We start from the raw sequence: 17628 nt of genomic DNA, 5'->3' as shown, positions 1-17628 counted from the left end.
GGATAAAGCTACTTAGAACATGCAAAATCATCTCATCTAATACCAGATTAAGTCTTATTTTAAAACTCTGTCAGTTGGTTCCTGATTTAATTGTACCTGTGAACGGTCAATTCGCAAAGTTTTTTGACTTATAAAATTTCGTGAATGAAGTTTTAGTGTGGCAATTACCTATATTCGTTTAACTTACTGATTTTTTGACGAATGTCACTGACAATGTCTTTATTAGCTGAAAATAGAATGTGATCGCCTAATTGGATCTGCGTATTTCCGTTAACCGGAATCGCCTTATGATGTCTAAAGATCCGACTAACGGTGATCTCTTTAATGAACGGTAACTTCCGTAATTCAAGGCCAGCAAATTTAGAATTGAGCACAACAACTTCGTAAAGACGAGAATCGCCAGTGATCAGATCTAAGGTTGATGGTGATTCGATGATCGCCCGCATCATGCCGACCGTCGTGGCAAAGGAAGTGAAAAATTCGACCCCAGCATCGGATAATTTTTTATCCATTTCCGACATGCTGGAAGGATCACTGTTTTGGATCCGCGTGATCACGCGTTCGACCCCATATTTTTTAGCCGCCAATGCTAATTCATAATTAACTTCAACTTGGGAATGACCTAGAACTAAAATATCGGTGTCAAAAATTTGGTGCTCGATCAAATATTTAGGATCTAAATTATCTAACAGATGAATATTGGAGCGGTAATTAAAGGTCTGATAGTTTTTCTCCCAGTCGGTATACATTTGAATATCATACCAATCGTCGTCTAATTGTTCGGCAGTATTGATCGTAACTAAGTTAGTACCAATAAAGTGGATCGTGCTCTTTTGTAGATCTTCTGGTTCAGGTTTGTTTAGCTTATTAAAGGCTAATGGCCCGAGAATACAGCTTAAAACGGCGGCCAAAATAAAGGCACCGGATTGTTCGTTTGTGACCACATTTAAATTTTGCGCAACGGTCAAGGTTGCCAAAACTAAGGTGATCGTAGTTTGTGAAAGCATAGCGCCTGCTAAGGCATTGATGCGCTTGAAACGTTGGCGTAAACCAAAGTAAGTGGGAACTTTTGCTAAAACATAAGCAATAAAGAACAATGGGATCAACAACAAGGTCTTAGGCGAACCAAGAAGAGATGGAATATCGATCTTAGCACCAGTCATGATGAAGAAAAAGGGAATAAAGACCCCATAACCTAAGGCATCTAATTTTTCTTTCGTACCTTGCGCTGGTTGTAATAATTTGATCACGATCCCGGCAACAAAGGCACCTAAAATATCTTCAGCGCCAACCGTTTCAGCTAAGACAACCAAAGCGGTGATGATCAAAAGTGATAAGCGAATATCAACTTGGGTCGTTGATTTATTGATCTGATCAAGCGAAGTAAAGAAACTGCGGAACCGCCGAAAGATGATGGCACCAGCAATAAAGATCAAAAAGACGAGCCAAGAACTTTCACCTTTGCCAGAAACAAATGAACTGTAGACTGTTAAGCAAAGTAATGGTACCACTTCACCTAAAACAGCGATCAAAAGTAAGGTTTGCCCTAAAGGCTTATTTAACAGCTCATTTTCCTTTAAAACAGCAATTACGACCCCTAATGCAATGGTCGAAAACAAGATCGTTGCGAGGGCGATATTGCTAAAAAGCCCGAGATACTTAAATAAAAATGCCAACAATAGTGCCATCAATAAACTTCCACCATAGGCTGTGACGGCCACTTGAACAGGGGAAGTTGACGACGCATTGGCGGCCTTTTTACGGGCTAAAGGTGTGAGCGGACCATTATTTTTCTTGAATAAGGAGAAATCGATCTCCATCCCACTTAAGAAAAGTAAAAAGATCACACCATAGTTTGAAAGAAACGAAAGAGTCCCGCCGGTTTGAACGAGACCAAAGCCACTTTTTCCAATAATGATCCCGATCAAAACTTCGGCGACCGCTGTAGGTAACAGACCGATCTTAAAGCGGGTCAAGACCATCGGCGTTAGAAACGCGAAAAAAGTGACGATCAAAATAGGAATTGTCATTTAACCACTCCTTGTGAAATATTGCAGTCTATTATACACAAGAAACTAAAGTTCGTATAGTTTGTGAGAAGTAAAAAAATTGTGCTACAATAGAATACCGAAAATTCATGTGAGCGGAGGAAAAAAGATGGAAAGCATCAAACAAACAGAACAAAAACGCATGGATCACGTGGTATCACAGATCAAACAAGCCGAAAAAAAAGCCCAAAAAAATATTGCGACAGCAAAGAGTGATACTAAAGCGATCCAAGATGATTTCAAAAACAATCTCCGCATCAAGACCGGGACTTACTCAGGAATGATGGAAACAGCCTTGACGGTGCGCCAACAACAACAACAATTGGCGGAACGAGAAAACAACCGCACGCAAGCTGCTAAGCGCTTAGACGTGTTAGAAAAAATGGAGAAAAAGCCATATTTTGCCAGGGTCGACATTAAAGAACAAGGCGAAAAACAAGAAAAGATCTACATTGGACTAGCTTCATTTTCCGATGAAAAAGATAAATTCTTAGTTTATGACTGGCGTGCCCCGATCTCTAGCGTTTACTACGATGGTGGTTTAGGTAAGGTCAAATACAACACTCCTGTCGGTGAACGCGAAGTTGAGTTGGAATTAAAGCGCCAATTCATGGTCGAAGACGGTCAGATCGTGACTTTGTTTGATACCGATGAAACGGTGGGCGATCAAATGCTCCTAGAAGTTTTGGATGAAGGTTCCGATACGAAGATGAAAAGTATCGTGACCACGATTCAAAAAGAACAAAATAAGATCATTCGTGACACTGATTCAGAATTGCTCTTTGTCCAAGGTGCAGCTGGTTCGGGGAAAACTTCGGCGGTGTTACAACGGGTTGCCTTTTTACTATATCGTTACCGTGGTAAATTGAATTCGGGACAAGTAGTTTTATTTTCACCTAACCAATTGTTTAACGACTATATCGATCAAGTGTTGCCTGAATTAGGCGAACAAAACATGGTCCAAATGACTTACCCACAATTCACGAATCGGCGTTTACCAAAATTACGAGTGGAAACTTTACAGGAACGTTTTGAAGAAGAAAATAGTGGGATCAATAAAAAGATCAAGGCATTAAAAGATAGCTTGAAGTTCTTTAAGGCAACGACCGCTTATAGTAACTATCTTGAGAAAAAAGGCATGCGTTTTAAAAACATCATGCATGATGGCGAAGTGTTCTTCTCCAAAAAAGCGATCAGAGATATTTACTATAGCTTTAACGAAAACTATCATTTAGGCAACCGGCTATTTGCCACGAAAGAAGCTTTGATCAAGCGCTTGAATTCTAAAGTTGGTCAAGCTGCTAAAACCGATGAAGTTCAAAAAGCGGTCCAAGGTTTGTCACAACAACAGCTAAATGCGCTTTACGGGGATGAGCCACGTAACTTTGAAAATGGCGATAAGGAATTGAATTTCTTAGCGCGCCAATATGTTATGCAAGACTATAAAAAGATCCAAACGGCGATCTTACGCAATCGTTTCTTAAACATCAATGCTCAATATGTGCACTTTTTGCGCAGTGTGCCCGAATTGCTTGATTTAAGTGAATTTGATCTCACTAAAGAAGAATGGGAACAAGGGATCGACCAAACGATCAAGCTCTTAAAAGAAAGGCGCTTATCGTTGACCGACGTGACGCCATATTTGTACTTGTATGACCGCATCACTGGCAAAAAAGGCGACCGCGAGATCAAGCAAGTCTTTATCGATGAGATCCAAGATTATACTGCCTATCAATTGGCATATTTAAAGACGGAATTTCCGCGTGCTAAATTTACAATGCTCGGTGATTTAAACCAAGCGATCTTTACCAAAGAAAACAGTCATACGTTGCTAAACGAATTAAGTACGATGTTTCCTAAAGAAAAAACAAAAGTTGTCCAATTAACGACTTCTTATCGTTCGACCCAACAAATCACGGACTTTACAAAAGAAGTTTTGGTCAACGGTGAAAAAGTGACAGCTTTTGCCCGTAACGGCGCTAAGCCAACGGTGATCGTGGATCAAGATCAAGCAGCTTTAGTCGATGATGTTGTTGAAATCTTAGCCAAAAATGATAAAGCTAAAAAGACCACAGCAATCATTGGCAAGAGTTTAGCTGAATGTGAAGCTTTATTTGAACAATTGCAAAAAAAAGGTGTAGCCACGACTTTGATCCGCACCGAAAATCAACGTCTCGTCCCAGGAACGTTGATCGTGCCGTCATACTTAGCTAAGGGGCTAGAATTTGATGCAGTGATTATGTGGAATGCTAACAAGCAAAATTACCATGATGAAAGTGAACGCCAACTAGTTTACACGATTTGTTCGCGGGCAATGCACCAACTTGACATTTTAGCGGCAAAAGAGTTATCCCCACTCTTTGATACTGTGGATAAAAATTTATATACGTTGATCAAACGTTAACCCGAAGCTGCCTCAATTTGAGGTGGCTTATTTTTTTACATAAAAGCATTAATTTTAAAAGAATGATGTAAGAGCGAAAACAATTGACAAGCACTAATGTTGGCAGTATGATCGGGTATCACAAAATTAAAAAGGGGAAATTTAATATGGTGAGGAAATCAAAATTACAACTATATTTTGCGAGTAACTGGCTCAAGTCTAGCTTTTTCAGTGATTTTGTTGCTTAGTCCCGTGGCGCTACTAGTAAGTAGCCCGTTTGTTGGGACGATCGTGGATCGAACTGCACGCAAACGTGTCGTCTTGTGGGCGCAAAGTGCAAGTATCTTAGTGGTCTTGGTCATGTATGGCGCCTTTAGCTTAGTTAAAGCACCATTACTTCAAGTAGTGTTGGCGGGTAGCTTAGTCTTTTGTTTGACGCTATGTGATAATTTTCAAAAGGTTGCTTATAAAGCTGCGACAGTTAATTTGGTAGCTCAAACTGACCATCAGCGGTTGATCGCAGGCGAACAACTGGTGGCAGCGTTGATGATGTTAGTTGCACCGATCTTAGGCGGGATCTTATTTCCAGTGTTGACCTTACAACAAGCAATGCTAGTAGAAGCGTTCGTAATTTTACTATTAGCTAAATTGAGTTTTACTGCCTTTGGTGAAACTTTTGTACCCAGCAACGATGAAAAAGATTGGCACGGGTTTCGCCGTGGCTTGGAATATATTGGGCAAGATAAGATTTTAGTAGCGCTACTTTCACTTGGTGTGCTAGCAAATTTAGCATTATCGGCAGTGATCATTGGTGAACCAGTTGTTTTGTTACAGCAACAACACCTAAGCACCCAAGTCTATGGCTGGATTGAGGCGAGTTTAGCTTTAGGGATGATCAGTGGTAGCGCATTAATGGGAGTTTTTAGCGTCACCGGTGATACACGAAGCTATACGGCTAAAGTTGGCTTTTTGATCACGCTAGTATTGTCGCTGTTAGCGTTAGCTTGTTTGGGAGAGCAGCGTTTGTGGATCAGTGTAGTCTTTGCGATCGGGCTGTGTCTTTTAGGCAATGCGATCTGTTTAGCTAACACCCCGTATATGTTGCACATGCGCACCAAGGTAGCTTTGAAGCGTCAAGGGCGGATCAATGCGACGGCAGATGCACTCACTAGCATTGCCTCACCAGTGGGCTTAGGATTATTTGGCTTTTTGTTTAAATATCTTCCTGCCGGCACGATTTTTTTAGCAGCAAGTTTGGTCGTTTTGCTGGCAAGTATCAAGTTGGCCAAACAAGGCAAGCAGTGTGATTGAGCGAGGAAGTGTTGTGATTACATAAAAATTATCCCCAGACGTTGGTTCTGTGGATAAAAATTTAGCCGAGACAGCGTTTGTGGATAACTTTTAAGACAAATAAAAGACGAACTTTGCGCAAGCTCGTCTTTTTAGTTAGGTAAATGTTATTTTTTAGCCTTAAATTTAAAATACGTATCCAATAAATAATAAAATCCAAAACAGACAAAAATAATGATGACGCTATTAGTTAAAAGTTGCCACCAGCTATCATTGGGCAAATACCAGTACAAAAAAAGCGCAAGGGGGATCCCTAGAATTTCAAGGTAACCATGTTCAACAAATTTTTCCATCATATAAATCCTCCTTTTTTTGGTTCTTACTACTGTTGATTTTACTAAAGAAAGGTAATTTCAAACAAGATTTTGAGCACAAAAAAAGCTTTGGACCTAGCAAGCTGCTAGCGAGCCAAAGCATTTTATGACCTAAGATTTTTTACGCTTAGGTAAGAATGCACCTAAAGCAGAGAAGATAGCTGCTAAGCCTACAAATAAGAAGTTATGCGACTTCTCACCGGTTGCTGGTAAGTCAGCAGTTGCTTTAGTTTGTGTTGTTTGTGGTAATTTTGTTGCCTGAACTGTATCAGGTGTTGGTGTTACTTGTTGAGACAGATTAGTTGTTTGGGCTGGTTCTTGCTGCTTGTTTGGCTGAATGTCAGCGCTGTTTTGTTTATCATCCACCTGAGTATCTGTTTTGGATGTATCAGCATTGTTATCTTCAGCTGTATCATTTGAGTTGCCCAAATTATTCGTCGGAGCTTGTTGATCTGTTGTGTCAGGTACAGGAGAAGTATCAGGAACAGTAGGTGTGTCAGGCACGACAGGAGTATCCGGCACGACAGGAGTGTCAGGAACAACCGGAGTATCTGGCTCGCTTGGAGTTACTTCTGGCTGTTTTGTTCCAATTGCAATGATCTCGTTGAGTGGTTCTGCCACGGTTTCTTCGGCAATAACTTGGCGTCGTTCTTGGTCATCAAAGACTGTAACTAAGGTCGTGATTGCTTTTTGACCAACTTTACCTACTTGGATGACTTGGGTGGTACCAACGGCTAAGGTTGGATCGTTTTGTGTAACTGTTTCAAACGGTAGCTCTTGGTAGGTAGTCTCAAGTGTCCGTGGGCGGTAGTAGGTCGCCAATTCGAAGACTTCCATCCCTGGTTTTTCCCAAGTTAATTTCACGTCAAGCAAATGTTTTGCCGTATAAGGCGTTTCCAGTCTGCTAAAGCCTTCGGTCAACGTTCCAAGTTGGATCCATTCTGAAGCGACATTTTGATCATGCGTCGTCGCATCTTGTGCAACTCTAGCATAGACGGTAAGTGGCTTTTGTGCCGAAGCATTTGAGACGATCGTTAAGAAGTTATCTTGCGTATTTTCGGATAAATGATATGTCAAAGATCCACTATCTATGGACCGCGACTGGAGCGACGTTTGGCCCTAAAGTCACCGTTTTTTTAGCGATTCGAACCATGGCCGTAACTGGTAATTTTTCACCTAAAACATCAGCGATCCCTTCAATTTTAACGTTGCCTACTTGGTTAAAGACTTCCGGTGCGGGCAATTGCCAAGTAACAGGGAATTGAGCCGCAAGCAAGGTCCCATCATTTTGGTAAGCTTGAATCGTTGCCGGTAAATTAGGCGTTTGTCCAACTTCAGTAGCTAAACTGATATTTTTGAGTGCCCCGATCTGATCAATGACCGAAACTTGAAAATCGATTTTCAACCCAGTATCGCCTAGTTCACCTTGCGCAACAAATGATTCTCCGGTTGCAAGGGCGTTAATGATCGCATCGGTGTCAAATTTAAGTGGTAAAGTGGCAGTCGTTTGATCACTGTAACGCACGGTAACTTTTTTAGGTAGGCGTAAGCTACCATCTTTTAGCAGATAGATATTTTTAGCTGCAAGATAGCTCGTTAAGATCGTTGGTTGGTTCTCGTCTGTTCCTGTGACTGGGAAAGTTACGGTTGCTGAAGTTAAGTTTTCTGCACTAGCAGTAACCGAGACTTCACCAGTTTCGCCCGTCATTTGAACGATTGCTAAGACTTTTCCGGCATAAAGATTGCGTGAAGTTGCTTGATCGACTTTGACTTGATGAGGCTGCAAAAATGAGTACGTTAATAAAACACCAATGACCACGAACCGCCCCCTAAGCTAGTCTTGCGGATCGCATAGCGGTAAACTTTTGGTGGATTGTTTTCCTTATTAGCCATGGTTAGATAATTCCTTCCTTTTTTGGTGTAACATAAAATTTGCAAAATTTATTTTTTTGAAAGCGTTTAAGAAAAGCTTAACATATCTTAATCTTTTATTCACCGAAAAAAACTTGTAAAAAACCGTACAACATCAGTGTTTATCGCTGTTTTTGTGAACGTTTTCGGAATATTTATTTTAATAATTAAGGGTTATTTTTATAAAAATATTTTTTGCTAGTAGCTAAGATTTAGGAAGTTTTTCGCGGTAAGGTCGGTTTGGTTAGAATAAAGATAATTTTTAAAGTGCCTAAGCGTAAAGGAAAAACTAAAAAGGGCTTCATGAAAAGAAAAGTGAAAATAAGTAACATTTAACAAAATATATGAGTCAGATGTAATGTACAATAATCAAAAAAACACCGCGAAAATATCGCCGGTGTTTTTACTGGATCAAAGATTGAACTTTTCTTTTAGCGCTTGGGTCATCAATTCAGAAAAATTGACTTGCTGCTCTTTACCTAGTTCGTTGAGATAATTAGGGATCGTGATCGTTTTTTTGACAACTTTTTTGTCATGCCTGCGACGATAGGCGGAAATATTCACAGTCACTAAAGTAGCTAGTGAATCAGCTTTAACTGCAGGTAGGGTCGTTTCAGAAGGTGGCAACTCAGCGGAAAGTGAATAAATTCCAATGTAATCGCGTGCCATTTCGATGGCATCAGCAATGTCGCGCCCCTCTGTCATCCCGTCTAAAGCGGGGATCTCTACTAGATAAGGATATTTGCGTTCATGCGGTACTGGGGTAATAATGATCGGAAAAACAACGATTTTGTCCATGTCCAACAGTCCTTTCTTAGCCGTTCATGTTACACACTTTATACGTGTATGGTACGTATATCAAGTTAAAAGTACTGGGGATTTGGATAAAAATGGGGATTTGGATAAAAACAAAAAACTCGCAGAAAATAGCTAGAGCTACTCTCAGCGAGCTTCTTTAAAGCGATATTAGTTTAAATTAGTGAGCTTTTTTGCTAAAAGTGGTTCAAGTTGCTCGACTAGTTGTTGGTAGGCAGCTTCTGAATAATGAAGATCGTCTGCTTGTAAGAGCTTGGTTGGTGCTTGATCTTTACAGTGATCATACCAATCAAGAGCTGGGATCTCAAATTCTTGTGCTACTGCCAAAGTCTCTTCTGCATATTGTTCCATTTTTTCTAAAGGACGGAGATTTTGGCGTGTGGGCCCCGAGATCCCAGGTGTGATCAAGATACATTTATTAGGCTTGATCGAAGTCAGCATATAAGCTAAGTTATTGTGATAGTTAGCCAAAAAGACTTCTTGGCTAGAAACGTCATTTGTTCCAAAGAAAATGACGACTAGATCGGGTGTTTCACTCAAAACATCACTGCGTAGTCGCTTGCAAGCGTTGCGCGTTTGGTCGCCAGGTAGACCACGATTGATAAATTGCACATCAGGGAATTTATCTTCTAACAGACGGGTAAAAATTCCCGTGGGGTGGCCGTTAAAGACTCCTGCCGTCAAGCTGTCCCCAAATAAAACTACTTTAGTCATACTCCCGCATCCTTTGCTAAATGAATTTTTAGATCCGTGCTATAATTGATTATTATAAAATAGAAAACGCTATACAAGGAAATAAAATGCATGGAAAATCAGATTAATTACTACAAGATCGCCCGGGAAGAATGGCGCAACTTTTATCAAGACCACATCATGCCATTGACCCAAACAGAACTTTCAAAGATCCAATCGCTAAATGACCGCATCTCAACTACGGACGTGTCTGAAGTTTACATGCCACTGATCCATTTGTTAAAAATGTTTGTGGCCACGCACCAAAAATTACAAGATCAACAAGCCGACTTTTTAGGGATCAAACCACACAAAGTTCCCTTTATTTTGGGGATCGCTGGCTCAGTGGCGGTCGGAAAAAGTACGACCGCGCGCCTGTTAAAGACGCTGTTAAGTGAAGTTTATCCGACTAAAAAAATTGAACTGATCACGACTGATGGCTTTTTATATCCCAATGCAGTTTTAAAAAAGAAGGGGTTGATGAGTCGCAAGGGCTTTCCTGAAAGTTATGATATGGAACGCTTAGTGCATTTCATCAACGATGTGAAAAATAACTTGCCCGCTAAAGCGCCCGTTTATTCACACGAAGTCTATGATATCGTGGCTGATCAGTATGAGGAGATCTATTCTCCTGATATTTTGATCGTTGAAGGGATCAATGTTTTACAATTGCCGAGCCAACAAAAGATCTACGTGAGTGATTTTTTTGATTTTTCGATTTACGTTGACGCTAAAGAAGAAGACATTAAGCAGTGGTATTTAGAGCGTTTTGGCATGTTGTTAGATACAGCCTTCAAAGACCCAAAAAACTACTATTATCCTTATGCTTTAGGTGATCGCAAGCAAGCATTTGATATGGCAGCTAAGGTCTGGGATGAGATCGATCACCCGAATTTACATGATTATATTTTACCGACACGCAATCGGGCAGATTTGATCATTGTAAAGGGAAAGAACCATCGCATAAATGAATTGTTATTGCGTAAGTATTAATCCACTAGCAGATATTCGGTTTCTAGGTAGAATTTAATTATTTTCATGAAAAATGTACGTGAAAAACGATTGACCCAGCTAGTTTCAATGAGTACAATGTAAGGTAACACATGCAAAAATTTTATGATGAGGTGAATATCTTGGCTAATGTTGATATGCAGGCTTTTGACAAGATCATTGTATTGGACTTTGGGAGTCAATATAACCAATTGATCACACGCCGGATCCGTGAATTTGGGATCTATTCTGAATTATTATCCCACAAGATCACAGCTGAAGAGATCAAACAAATGGCACCTAAGGGAATCATTTTCTCTGGTGGTCCAAACAGTGTCTACGATGAAGGGGCATTTAAGGTCGATCCTGAGATCTTTAACTTAGGTATTCCTGTGCTTGGGATCTGTTACGGGATGCAATTGATGACACAAGAACTCGGTGGTAAAGTTGAAGCTGCTGATAACAAGGAATACGGTAAAGCAGAAATTACAGTGACTGATGCCGATGCCGTAATGTTTGAAAACTTGCCTAAGGAACAAACTGTTTGGATGAGTCACGGGGATTTAGTTACAGATGTTCCTGCTGGCTTTGAAGTAACAGCTACAAGTGCTAACTGCCCAATTTCAGCAATGGCTAACACAGCCAAGAAATTCTATGCGTTACAATTCCATCCAGAAGTACGCAACAGTGAATACGGAAATGACATCTTACGTCACTTTGCTTTTGATGTTTGTGGCGCACGCGATAACTGGTCCATGGATGACTTTATCGACATGCAAATCGCTAAGATCAGAGAACAAGTGGGTGACCGCAAAGTCTTATTAGGTCTTTCTGGTGGGGTCGACTCCTCAGTTGTAGGTGTCTTATTACACAAGGCGATTGGTGACCAATTAACTTCGATCTTCGTTGATCATGGCTTGTTGCGTAAGGGTGAAGCAGAACAAGTTATGGAAAGTTTAGGCGGAAAGTTTGGCTTAAACATCATTAAAGTTGACGCCAAAGATCGCTTCATGGATAAATTAGCTGGCGTTTCTGATCCTGAAAAGAAACGTAAGATCATCGGTAACGAATTTATCCGCGTCTTTGATGATGAAGCAACTAAGCTTAAGGGCATTGACTTCTTGGCACAAGGGACACTTTATACTGACGTGATCGAATCTGGAACTGATACAGCCCAAACGATCAAGTCACACCATAACGTTGGTGGTTTGCCAGAAGACATGCAATTTAAATTGATCGAACCATTGAACACACTATTCAAAGATGAAGTGCGTGAATTAGGTGAAAAATTAGGGATGCCACACGAACTCGTTTGGCGTCAACCATTCCCAGGCCCAGGTCTTGGGATCCGTGTTATCGGTGAGATCACGGAAGAAAAACTTCAAATCGTGCGTGACTCTGACCTTATCTTGCGCGAAGAGATCGCTAAGCACGGTTTAGATAAAGAAATTTGGCAATACTTCACGGTATTACCAGGTATCCGTTCTGTTGGTGTGATGGGTGATGGCCGGACTTATGACTACACAGTAGGTATCCGTGCCGTAACTTCGATCGACGGGATGACAGCTGACTTTGCCAAGATTCCATGGGATGTCTTACAAGAAATCTCCGTGCGTATCGTAAACGAAGTCGCTCACGTTAACCGCGTAGTTTATGACATCACGTCTAAGCCACCGGCAACGATCGAATGGGAATAATGAACTAGATATAGAGAGACTTTTTCTGGTTAGCCAGAAAGGTCTCTTTTTTTGGTTCAAAGTGATGTTGTTTGCTGGTAAAGCGAGATTATGCTTTAATTTTTATATATAAAAAGGAAGTGACATTATGGATAAGGTAAAAATAGTGGCGAAGACTCTTCTACTAACGCTGGTGCTATTAGTGCTCGCAACGCTTCCGCTCCAAATAGCCATCATCATTACGAGTTTGATCTCGATGTTTGATGTAAGCCACATCACGCTTTATCAACCGTTGGCGTTAGCGCTAGGCTTGATGGGTGAAGGGTTCGTCTTGTTTGTTTTGCGACAAGAATTCAAAGGCGCTCAAGCGCGCTTGCAGCAGGTGATGCCGTTTGATAAAAAAGGCGCTTTGATCCGCTATGGGACAGGTTATGTCTTAGGGACGATCACTTTTGCCTTACTTTGGGGCGTAGCCGTCTTAGGTAAAGCTTTTCGCGTGACCGTTACTTGGGAAAATAGCAATTGGCTTTTCTTTGTCTTGTTTTTAGTCGGTTTTGGGATCCAAGGCATGGTCGAAGAAGTTATTTTTCGAGGTTATCTACAAGGAAAACTGACAAAAGAGCTTTCGCAAAGCGGGGCGATCGTGATCTCAGCTTTAGCGTTTGCGGTGGCGCACTTAGGTAATAGCGGGCTCTCGTTTTTAGGTTTTCTCAATTTGACTTTATTTGGGCTCTTGATGAGTCTCTTTCGGATCTATGCCGGCGATCTTTGGCTTGCGGGTGCTTTTCACAGCGCGTGGAATTTTGCTGAAGGTCCCCTATTTGGGACACCTGTTTCTGGGATCGTTGGCACAAATGTTGTTTTAGGCTCACAGTCGGTGGCGGCTCATCCGCTATTGAATGGTGGAAACTTTGGGATCGAAGCCAGCCTGTTGACTTTCAGCGGGTTCATTTTGTTGATAGCGTTCACCTATTACTTAGGGCAAAATTATGCTAAAAAATCTAATCGGATCGAAAAAATAATTTAGAGGCGGTAGTAAATGAAAGCTTATGCATTAACTAAAAAAGATAGTCATGGTCTAGAGGCGCTTGAATTGATCGAGGCGCCTGTGCCACGACCACAAGCAGATGAAGTATTAGTCAAAGTTGAAAGTATCGGTTTGAATCCAGTCGACTATAAATTGATAAAACGACCATTGCCAAGTTTTACTTATCCCCATATCTTCGGACTTGATGCGGCGGGGACAGTGGTAGCTGTCGGCGAAAATGTGCAAGGATTCAAAGTGGGTGACCGCGTGTCTGGTCATAATGATCTGCATCAAAACGGGACCTTTGCTGAATATGCAATTTTTCCGGCTTATAGTTTAGCAAAGATCCCAGCTGAAGTTTCTTTCAAGACAGCAGCTGCTCTTCTTTGTGGGGCGATGACAGCTTATCAGACGCTCTTTCGTAAGTTGAATTTGACAGGAAAAAAGACGATCTTGATCCATGCTGGGGCCGGTGGAGTCGGTTCGATCGCATTACAATTAGCCAAATTAAAGCACTTGGAAGTCTTAACGACTGTTTCGACCGCTAAAAAAGATTTTGTCAAAGCTTTTCATCCAGAAAAGATCATCGACTATAAGCAAGAAGACGTGACAAAAGCTGTTCTTGAATATACGAACGGCCAAGGTGTCGATCTGATCATAAATACAGTGGGAAGTAAAGAAGCTAAGCTTGATCTTACAGAACGGTTAGCTTACAATGGTGAACTTGTGTGTTTAGTCGAAGTACCTAAGGTCGATGATCCAGCATGGTTATTTGAAAATGGGCTTTCCCTTAGTGCGTTGAATTTAGGGGGCGCCCATGGCAGCACTTCGCCGACGCAAAAAGCTGATCTAGGACAAATGGCGCGTGAACTTTTAGAGTTAGCTAAAACAAAGCAGCTCGACCCGAATATCACGACTGTTTTGCCGTTTGAAAAATTAGTCGTAGGTCTAAAAAAACTCTATCAGCATGATTCACTTGGAAAGATCGTCGTTACTATGGGAAAATAAAAGATTGATTTATGAAACGTATCTTCGAGGTAATGTGGCAGGCATTACCTCTTTTTTCTTTAAATGAGACTATCGAAGTGAGATGATACGATCTAGCTAATTTTGAATTAACAATAAAAAAGAAGTATCACTTTGAGATAAGTTTTCACAAAGTGATACTTCTTTTTTAATTTAGGCTTTCAGAGGGATCATGAGCACTTGTTCGAACCAGTAATTATTAGAACGACAGTTGTCTTGGATATTTGGATATCTAGCCAAGATCATTTGGAGATTTTTAAGTCCGATCCCATGAGAACTGCCAAGTTTACTTTCTTGTTGTGCTAGAGTACTTAGATCGATCATTTCTTCTTTTGTTGAATTCCCAATGATCAAGTATTGGATCCCTTCAGAATCAAAAAATGAAAAATTGACCTTTTTTTCTTTAGAATTTACCGTAGCATTGATCGCGTTATCTAAAAGGATCGAGATACAACGGACAGCATCTAAGAGATCAAATGCCTCGGCTAATTTGATCTTGTGTTCGATCTCGACCTCAAAAGTAAGTCCTTGGTCTAAGGCCTGCATTATTTTATTGTAGATCAAACTTTTAAGCTCGATATTTTGGAGATTTTTCAGATCAGCTAAAACACTAGTTGAAGTTGTCACATTTCTTTGAGTCGGAATAACTACTGAATCAAAAGCTTTTTTGACAAGTTCGATATCGTTTGTGTCGATAGCACTAGATAAGCTGTACAAGATATTTTTATAGTCATGGCGGAAACGACGCATATCGTCATACATAACTTCGATCTGGCTAGTGTATTGTTGTAGTTCAGTCAATTCAAACATCGTGCTATACGAGAGTGTCTTGAATTTATAGTAATCTGCTGTGTGCTTTATAAACCAGATCCCGCAAATGAGCAGGATGCTACCGAGTAAGTAAAAGATCGATAGTGAAACGGAAAGCATTCTATAGTTGATCGCATAAAGAAGATATAGTGATGCGATAGTGGAGATATTAAAGCACCATGCAAGAAGCGGTGTTTGTGTAACGACATAGCGACTATAGCTTTCAAAGTATTTTGTCGTGAGTTTGATCACGTACAGTATTACTACTAAAGCACATGCTAATCGGATAAAGCTAAGCTGATAAAACGACACAAAATAAGTCGGTGTAGGCGATATAGTGCGATAGCTTAATGTAACGAACTGTCCGATCAATCCATAGAGCCAGTTACATAAAAAATTGGTATAAAAGAACTGTGCTGCAACGATGTTCAGATCTGTCCGCTTATGTAAGACAAAATAATATAAGACTAACGTCATTAAAATAATTGCAAAAGTTGTGCCGATGATAGTAATTGCAAAAGCGTAGATAATACCTGCGATCACGTAATAGATCGGTGCGATACGAGTTTTAGTCAAACGACTATAAGCATATAAAAACATTGATCCATAGCACAAATTAAAGAGTACTGCGGATGAAAGCCAAGCCCATAAAGATGGATATTGGGTAGGTATAAATGTTGGAATTGCAAAATATGGCATAATAAAATATTCCCCCTTAAAAGCAATAAGTGTTACTATAGTGTTAAAAATCACTTATGATTTTACCATAAATCAAATAGGTTGTGATAAATATTGAAAATATTTTTAAGCTGGAGGATATTAATTGAGTAGGAAACAGCCATATCGGTATAGTCTAGTCTGTCCAAAATGTGGGAAATTATGCCCTTTAGGTAGTAATTGGTGTAGTAATTGCGGAGCTTCGTTGACAAAAAAGAAAGCTCCTTTTTTGAAAAATCTTCGGAAAGTTCCTAAAAGTTTTTTACAATCTAAAAATGTATTCGTTATTTTTAGTAGCCTGATGGTCTTGTTTGGTGGGATAGGAATATTTTATGGAGTAAGAAAATATACATCTGTTAGTTATACTGAGCAAAATTATAAGAAGATCAAAGTTATCTACTTAGATAAGAAAAAACACCCATTACAAACACAATACTATGTTATTCGTGGTGATGGAAAGTCTAGTAATTATTTCAGCAATAAAAAAACATATTGGAAAAACAAATCTATTATGGAAAAAAAGGTTGCTTTTATCAGTAACAAAGATCGAAACCTCAACATAGTAAAGGCATATTTAAAGAGTCCAAAGGGGAGGATGAGAATAGATACTGCAAATAAAAAAATTGAGTTTATGGATCGAAATAGGATCATATTATCCTCAAAAGATACTAGTAACAATTTTTTAGATGTTCTAATAGATCATGGAGTTTGCTTTTACAAAGGAAAACCAAAGATCAAGTACTATAAATGGATCGTTATAAGTTATTAAAAGAGCTGTAGTCTACAAACCGACTATAGCTCTTTTAATGATCGTATATTATATTTAGCAAATTCTTTTAAGAAGCTGCGATATCGCCCGCGGGCAATGCTGATCTTAGTTTGAACATGCCCTGCTAAAACAAGGTAATGTTCTTTGTAATTGATCAACTCGATCGCATAAGGATTGACAAGATAACTTCGATGTGGTTTTAAAAAGACTCCAGGATACTTTTTTTCGATCTCACCTAATTTTAGATTGATCTTGTACTGACGGTTATCCCGAGTAAATAAAACAGTAGAATGTGCCCCTTTACTAAAAGTTGTGAAGTAAGAGATCTCCTCTAAAGGAATACGAACTATGCCAGTATTGATCTTTAGAGAGAGAATGTTTTTGTTGAAAACTGACCAACTGTCTAGTTTTTGAATAACTTGCTCAATATCAGTTTTTAACGTGTCATATAATTCATCGTTATTACTTTTAGCAATAAAATTCAAGGCCTCGATCCGATATTTGTAAGTTACGCTCAAGAAGTCCTCGTGCACTGTCAGGAAAATAATGGAGGCATAGAGGTCTTTTTGACGAATATATTTACCGATCTTCAGACCAGCATATTTATCACCTTGAAGCTCTAGATCCAAAATATAGATATTTTGGGGAGAAGGCAACAAGAGATTATTTTCCAAGTCTGTAGTTTTTGAAAAGGCCTCGATATTTATATGCGATAAAGATAATTCGCCCGCGATTTTGCGTAGTATTTTTTCCAAAAGTATTTGCTGGGTCCGATCGTCATCTAAAATGTAAAAGTTAAACATAATAAAATCCCCAATAACAATATTATATCTCCTATGATAAACACTAAAAATCAGTTTTTGAAGCGAGAACAAAAATAAATTTTATTCGCGTAGAAATTACTACATTTCACGCTAAAATATTAATATTTGTTTAAAGTTTTGTAAAATACTTACGTATAGTGTTAAAGATAAAAAACTATGATAGTAGGTAAATGAGTAAGTAGATATACATAATAAAAATCATCTGGACTATGATTTTTGGATATATCTGGGATAA

15 protein-coding genes are annotated in these 17628 nt (G+C 39.6%); 7 read left to right on the top strand and 8 right to left on the bottom strand.

Annotated elements, in window-relative coordinates; genetic code table 11:
- Nucleotides 1-164 precede the first annotated feature (164 nt).
- The gene (locus FC32_RS02345) at nucleotides 165-2030 is read right to left on the bottom strand and encodes a monovalent cation:proton antiporter family protein (RefSeq protein WP_025087349.1); all 1866 of its coding nucleotides are present in this window, start codon (nucleotides 2028-2030) and stop codon (nucleotides 165-167) included.
- Nucleotides 2031-2157: 127 nt separating this feature from the next.
- Here FC32_RS02345 and helD point away from each other — a divergent pair, with 127 nt between their 5' ends.
- Complete coding sequence (gene helD, locus FC32_RS02340) at nucleotides 2158-4452, top strand: RNA polymerase recycling motor HelD (RefSeq protein ID WP_025087348.1); 2295 nt, start codon at nucleotides 2158-2160, stop codon at nucleotides 4450-4452.
- A gap of 177 nt (nucleotides 4453-4629) precedes the next feature.
- A complete protein-coding gene (locus tag FC32_RS02335) occupies nucleotides 4630-5742 on the top strand; it encodes an MFS transporter (RefSeq protein WP_025087347.1) in 1113 nt (370 codons plus the stop codon).
- A 146-nt stretch (nucleotides 5743-5888) separates the two neighbouring features.
- Here the strand turns inward: FC32_RS02335 and FC32_RS02330 are convergent, their stop codons facing one another.
- The 5 genes from FC32_RS02330 to FC32_RS02310 form a co-directional block, all read right to left on the bottom strand.
- Nucleotides 5889-6077: a DUF6007 family protein gene (locus tag FC32_RS02330; protein WP_235722541.1), complete on the bottom strand. Its 189-nt coding sequence runs from the start codon at nucleotides 6075-6077 to the stop codon at nucleotides 5889-5891.
- A gap of 129 nt (nucleotides 6078-6206) precedes the next feature.
- Complete coding sequence (locus tag FC32_RS02325; protein ID WP_025087345.1) at nucleotides 6207-7172, bottom strand: G5 domain-containing protein; 966 nt, start codon at nucleotides 7170-7172, stop codon at nucleotides 6207-6209.
- Nucleotides 7173-7179: 7 nt separating this feature from the next.
- Nucleotides 7180-7914, bottom strand: coding sequence for an Ig-like domain-containing protein (locus FC32_RS02320; protein WP_056957239.1), 735 nt, complete (start codon nucleotides 7912-7914; stop codon nucleotides 7180-7182).
- 503 nt (nucleotides 7915-8417) lie between these two features.
- A complete protein-coding gene (locus FC32_RS02315) occupies nucleotides 8418-8804 on the bottom strand; it encodes a hypothetical protein (RefSeq protein ID WP_025087342.1) in 387 nt (128 codons plus the stop codon).
- A 168-nt stretch (nucleotides 8805-8972) separates the two neighbouring features.
- Nucleotides 8973-9536 (bottom strand): GDSL-type esterase/lipase family protein, encoded by a 564-nt coding sequence (locus FC32_RS02310; RefSeq protein WP_025087341.1) that lies wholly within the window; start codon nucleotides 9534-9536, stop codon nucleotides 8973-8975.
- A 90-nt stretch (nucleotides 9537-9626) separates the two neighbouring features.
- Between FC32_RS02310 and coaA the strand changes: the two genes are divergently transcribed.
- The 4 genes from coaA (at nucleotide 9627) to FC32_RS02290 (ending at nucleotide 14255) form a co-directional block, all read left to right on the top strand.
- Nucleotides 9627-10547, top strand: a complete 921-nt coding sequence (coaA, locus tag FC32_RS02305; protein ID WP_056957238.1) for a type I pantothenate kinase — start codon at nucleotides 9627-9629, stop codon at nucleotides 10545-10547.
- Nucleotides 10548-10687: 140 nt separating this feature from the next.
- Nucleotides 10688-12241 (top strand): glutamine-hydrolyzing GMP synthase, encoded by a 1554-nt coding sequence (gene guaA, locus FC32_RS02300; RefSeq protein ID WP_025087340.1) that lies wholly within the window; start codon nucleotides 10688-10690, stop codon nucleotides 12239-12241.
- Between the two features lie 127 nt (nucleotides 12242-12368).
- Nucleotides 12369-13247, top strand: coding sequence for a CPBP family intramembrane glutamic endopeptidase (locus tag FC32_RS02295; protein WP_025087339.1), 879 nt, complete (start codon nucleotides 12369-12371; stop codon nucleotides 13245-13247).
- Between the two features lie 12 nt (nucleotides 13248-13259).
- Nucleotides 13260-14255 (top strand): zinc-binding dehydrogenase, encoded by a 996-nt coding sequence (locus tag FC32_RS02290; RefSeq protein ID WP_025087338.1) that lies wholly within the window; start codon nucleotides 13260-13262, stop codon nucleotides 14253-14255.
- A 171-nt stretch (nucleotides 14256-14426) separates the two neighbouring features.
- Here FC32_RS02290 and FC32_RS02285 read toward each other — a convergent pair whose 3' ends face one another.
- Nucleotides 14427-15782 (bottom strand): sensor histidine kinase, encoded by a 1356-nt coding sequence (locus FC32_RS02285; RefSeq protein WP_025087337.1) that lies wholly within the window; start codon nucleotides 15780-15782, stop codon nucleotides 14427-14429.
- 124 nt (nucleotides 15783-15906) lie between these two features.
- Between FC32_RS02285 and FC32_RS02280 the strand changes: the two genes are divergently transcribed.
- Complete coding sequence (locus FC32_RS02280) at nucleotides 15907-16569, top strand: zinc ribbon domain-containing protein (RefSeq protein ID WP_025087336.1); 663 nt, start codon at nucleotides 15907-15909, stop codon at nucleotides 16567-16569.
- Nucleotides 16570-16592: 23 nt separating this feature from the next.
- Here the strand turns inward: FC32_RS02280 and FC32_RS02275 are convergent, their stop codons facing one another.
- Nucleotides 16593-17372, bottom strand: coding sequence for a response regulator transcription factor (locus tag FC32_RS02275; RefSeq protein ID WP_025087335.1), 780 nt, complete (start codon nucleotides 17370-17372; stop codon nucleotides 16593-16595).
- Nucleotides 17373-17628: the final 256 nt, after the last annotated feature.

Origin of the sequence: Ligilactobacillus apodemi DSM 16634 = JCM 16172 (assembly GCF_001434405.1) — a bacterium.
GTDB lineage: Bacteria > Bacillota > Bacilli > Lactobacillales > Lactobacillaceae > Ligilactobacillus > Ligilactobacillus apodemi.
Note: the sequence above shows the minus strand (reverse complement) of the source record. Positions and strands in the feature narration are given on the sequence as shown.

Bases quoted from the DNA above. Each gene is read 5' to 3' on its own strand.
- FC32_RS02295 (WP_025087339.1), top strand. From the start codon at position 12,369: ATGGATAAGGTAAAAATAGTGGCGAAGACTCTTCTACTAACGCTGGTG.
- FC32_RS02310 (WP_025087341.1), bottom strand. From the start codon at position 9,536: ATGACTAAAGTAGTTTTATTTGGGGACAGCTTGACGGCAGGAGTCTTT.
- FC32_RS02290 (WP_025087338.1), top strand. From the start codon at position 13,260: ATGAAAGCTTATGCATTAACTAAAAAAGATAGTCATGGTCTAGAGGCG.
- coaA (WP_056957238.1), top strand. From the start codon at position 9,627: ATGGAAAATCAGATTAATTACTACAAGATCGCCCGGGAAGAATGGCGC.
- FC32_RS02315 (WP_025087342.1), bottom strand. From the start codon at position 8,804: ATGGACAAAATCGTTGTTTTTCCGATCATTATTACCCCAGTACCGCAT.
- FC32_RS02285 (WP_025087337.1), bottom strand. From the start codon at position 15,782: ATGCCATATTTTGCAATTCCAACATTTATACCTACCCAATATCCATCT.
- FC32_RS02345 (WP_025087349.1), bottom strand. From the start codon at position 2,030: ATGACAATTCCTATTTTGATCGTCACTTTTTTCGCGTTTCTAACGCCG.
- helD (WP_025087348.1), top strand. From the start codon at position 2,158: ATGGAAAGCATCAAACAAACAGAACAAAAACGCATGGATCACGTGGTA.
- FC32_RS02275 (WP_025087335.1), bottom strand. From the start codon at position 17,372: ATGTTTAACTTTTACATTTTAGATGACGATCGGACCCAGCAAATACTT.
- FC32_RS02330 (WP_235722541.1), bottom strand. From the start codon at position 6,077: ATGATGGAAAAATTTGTTGAACATGGTTACCTTGAAATTCTAGGGATC.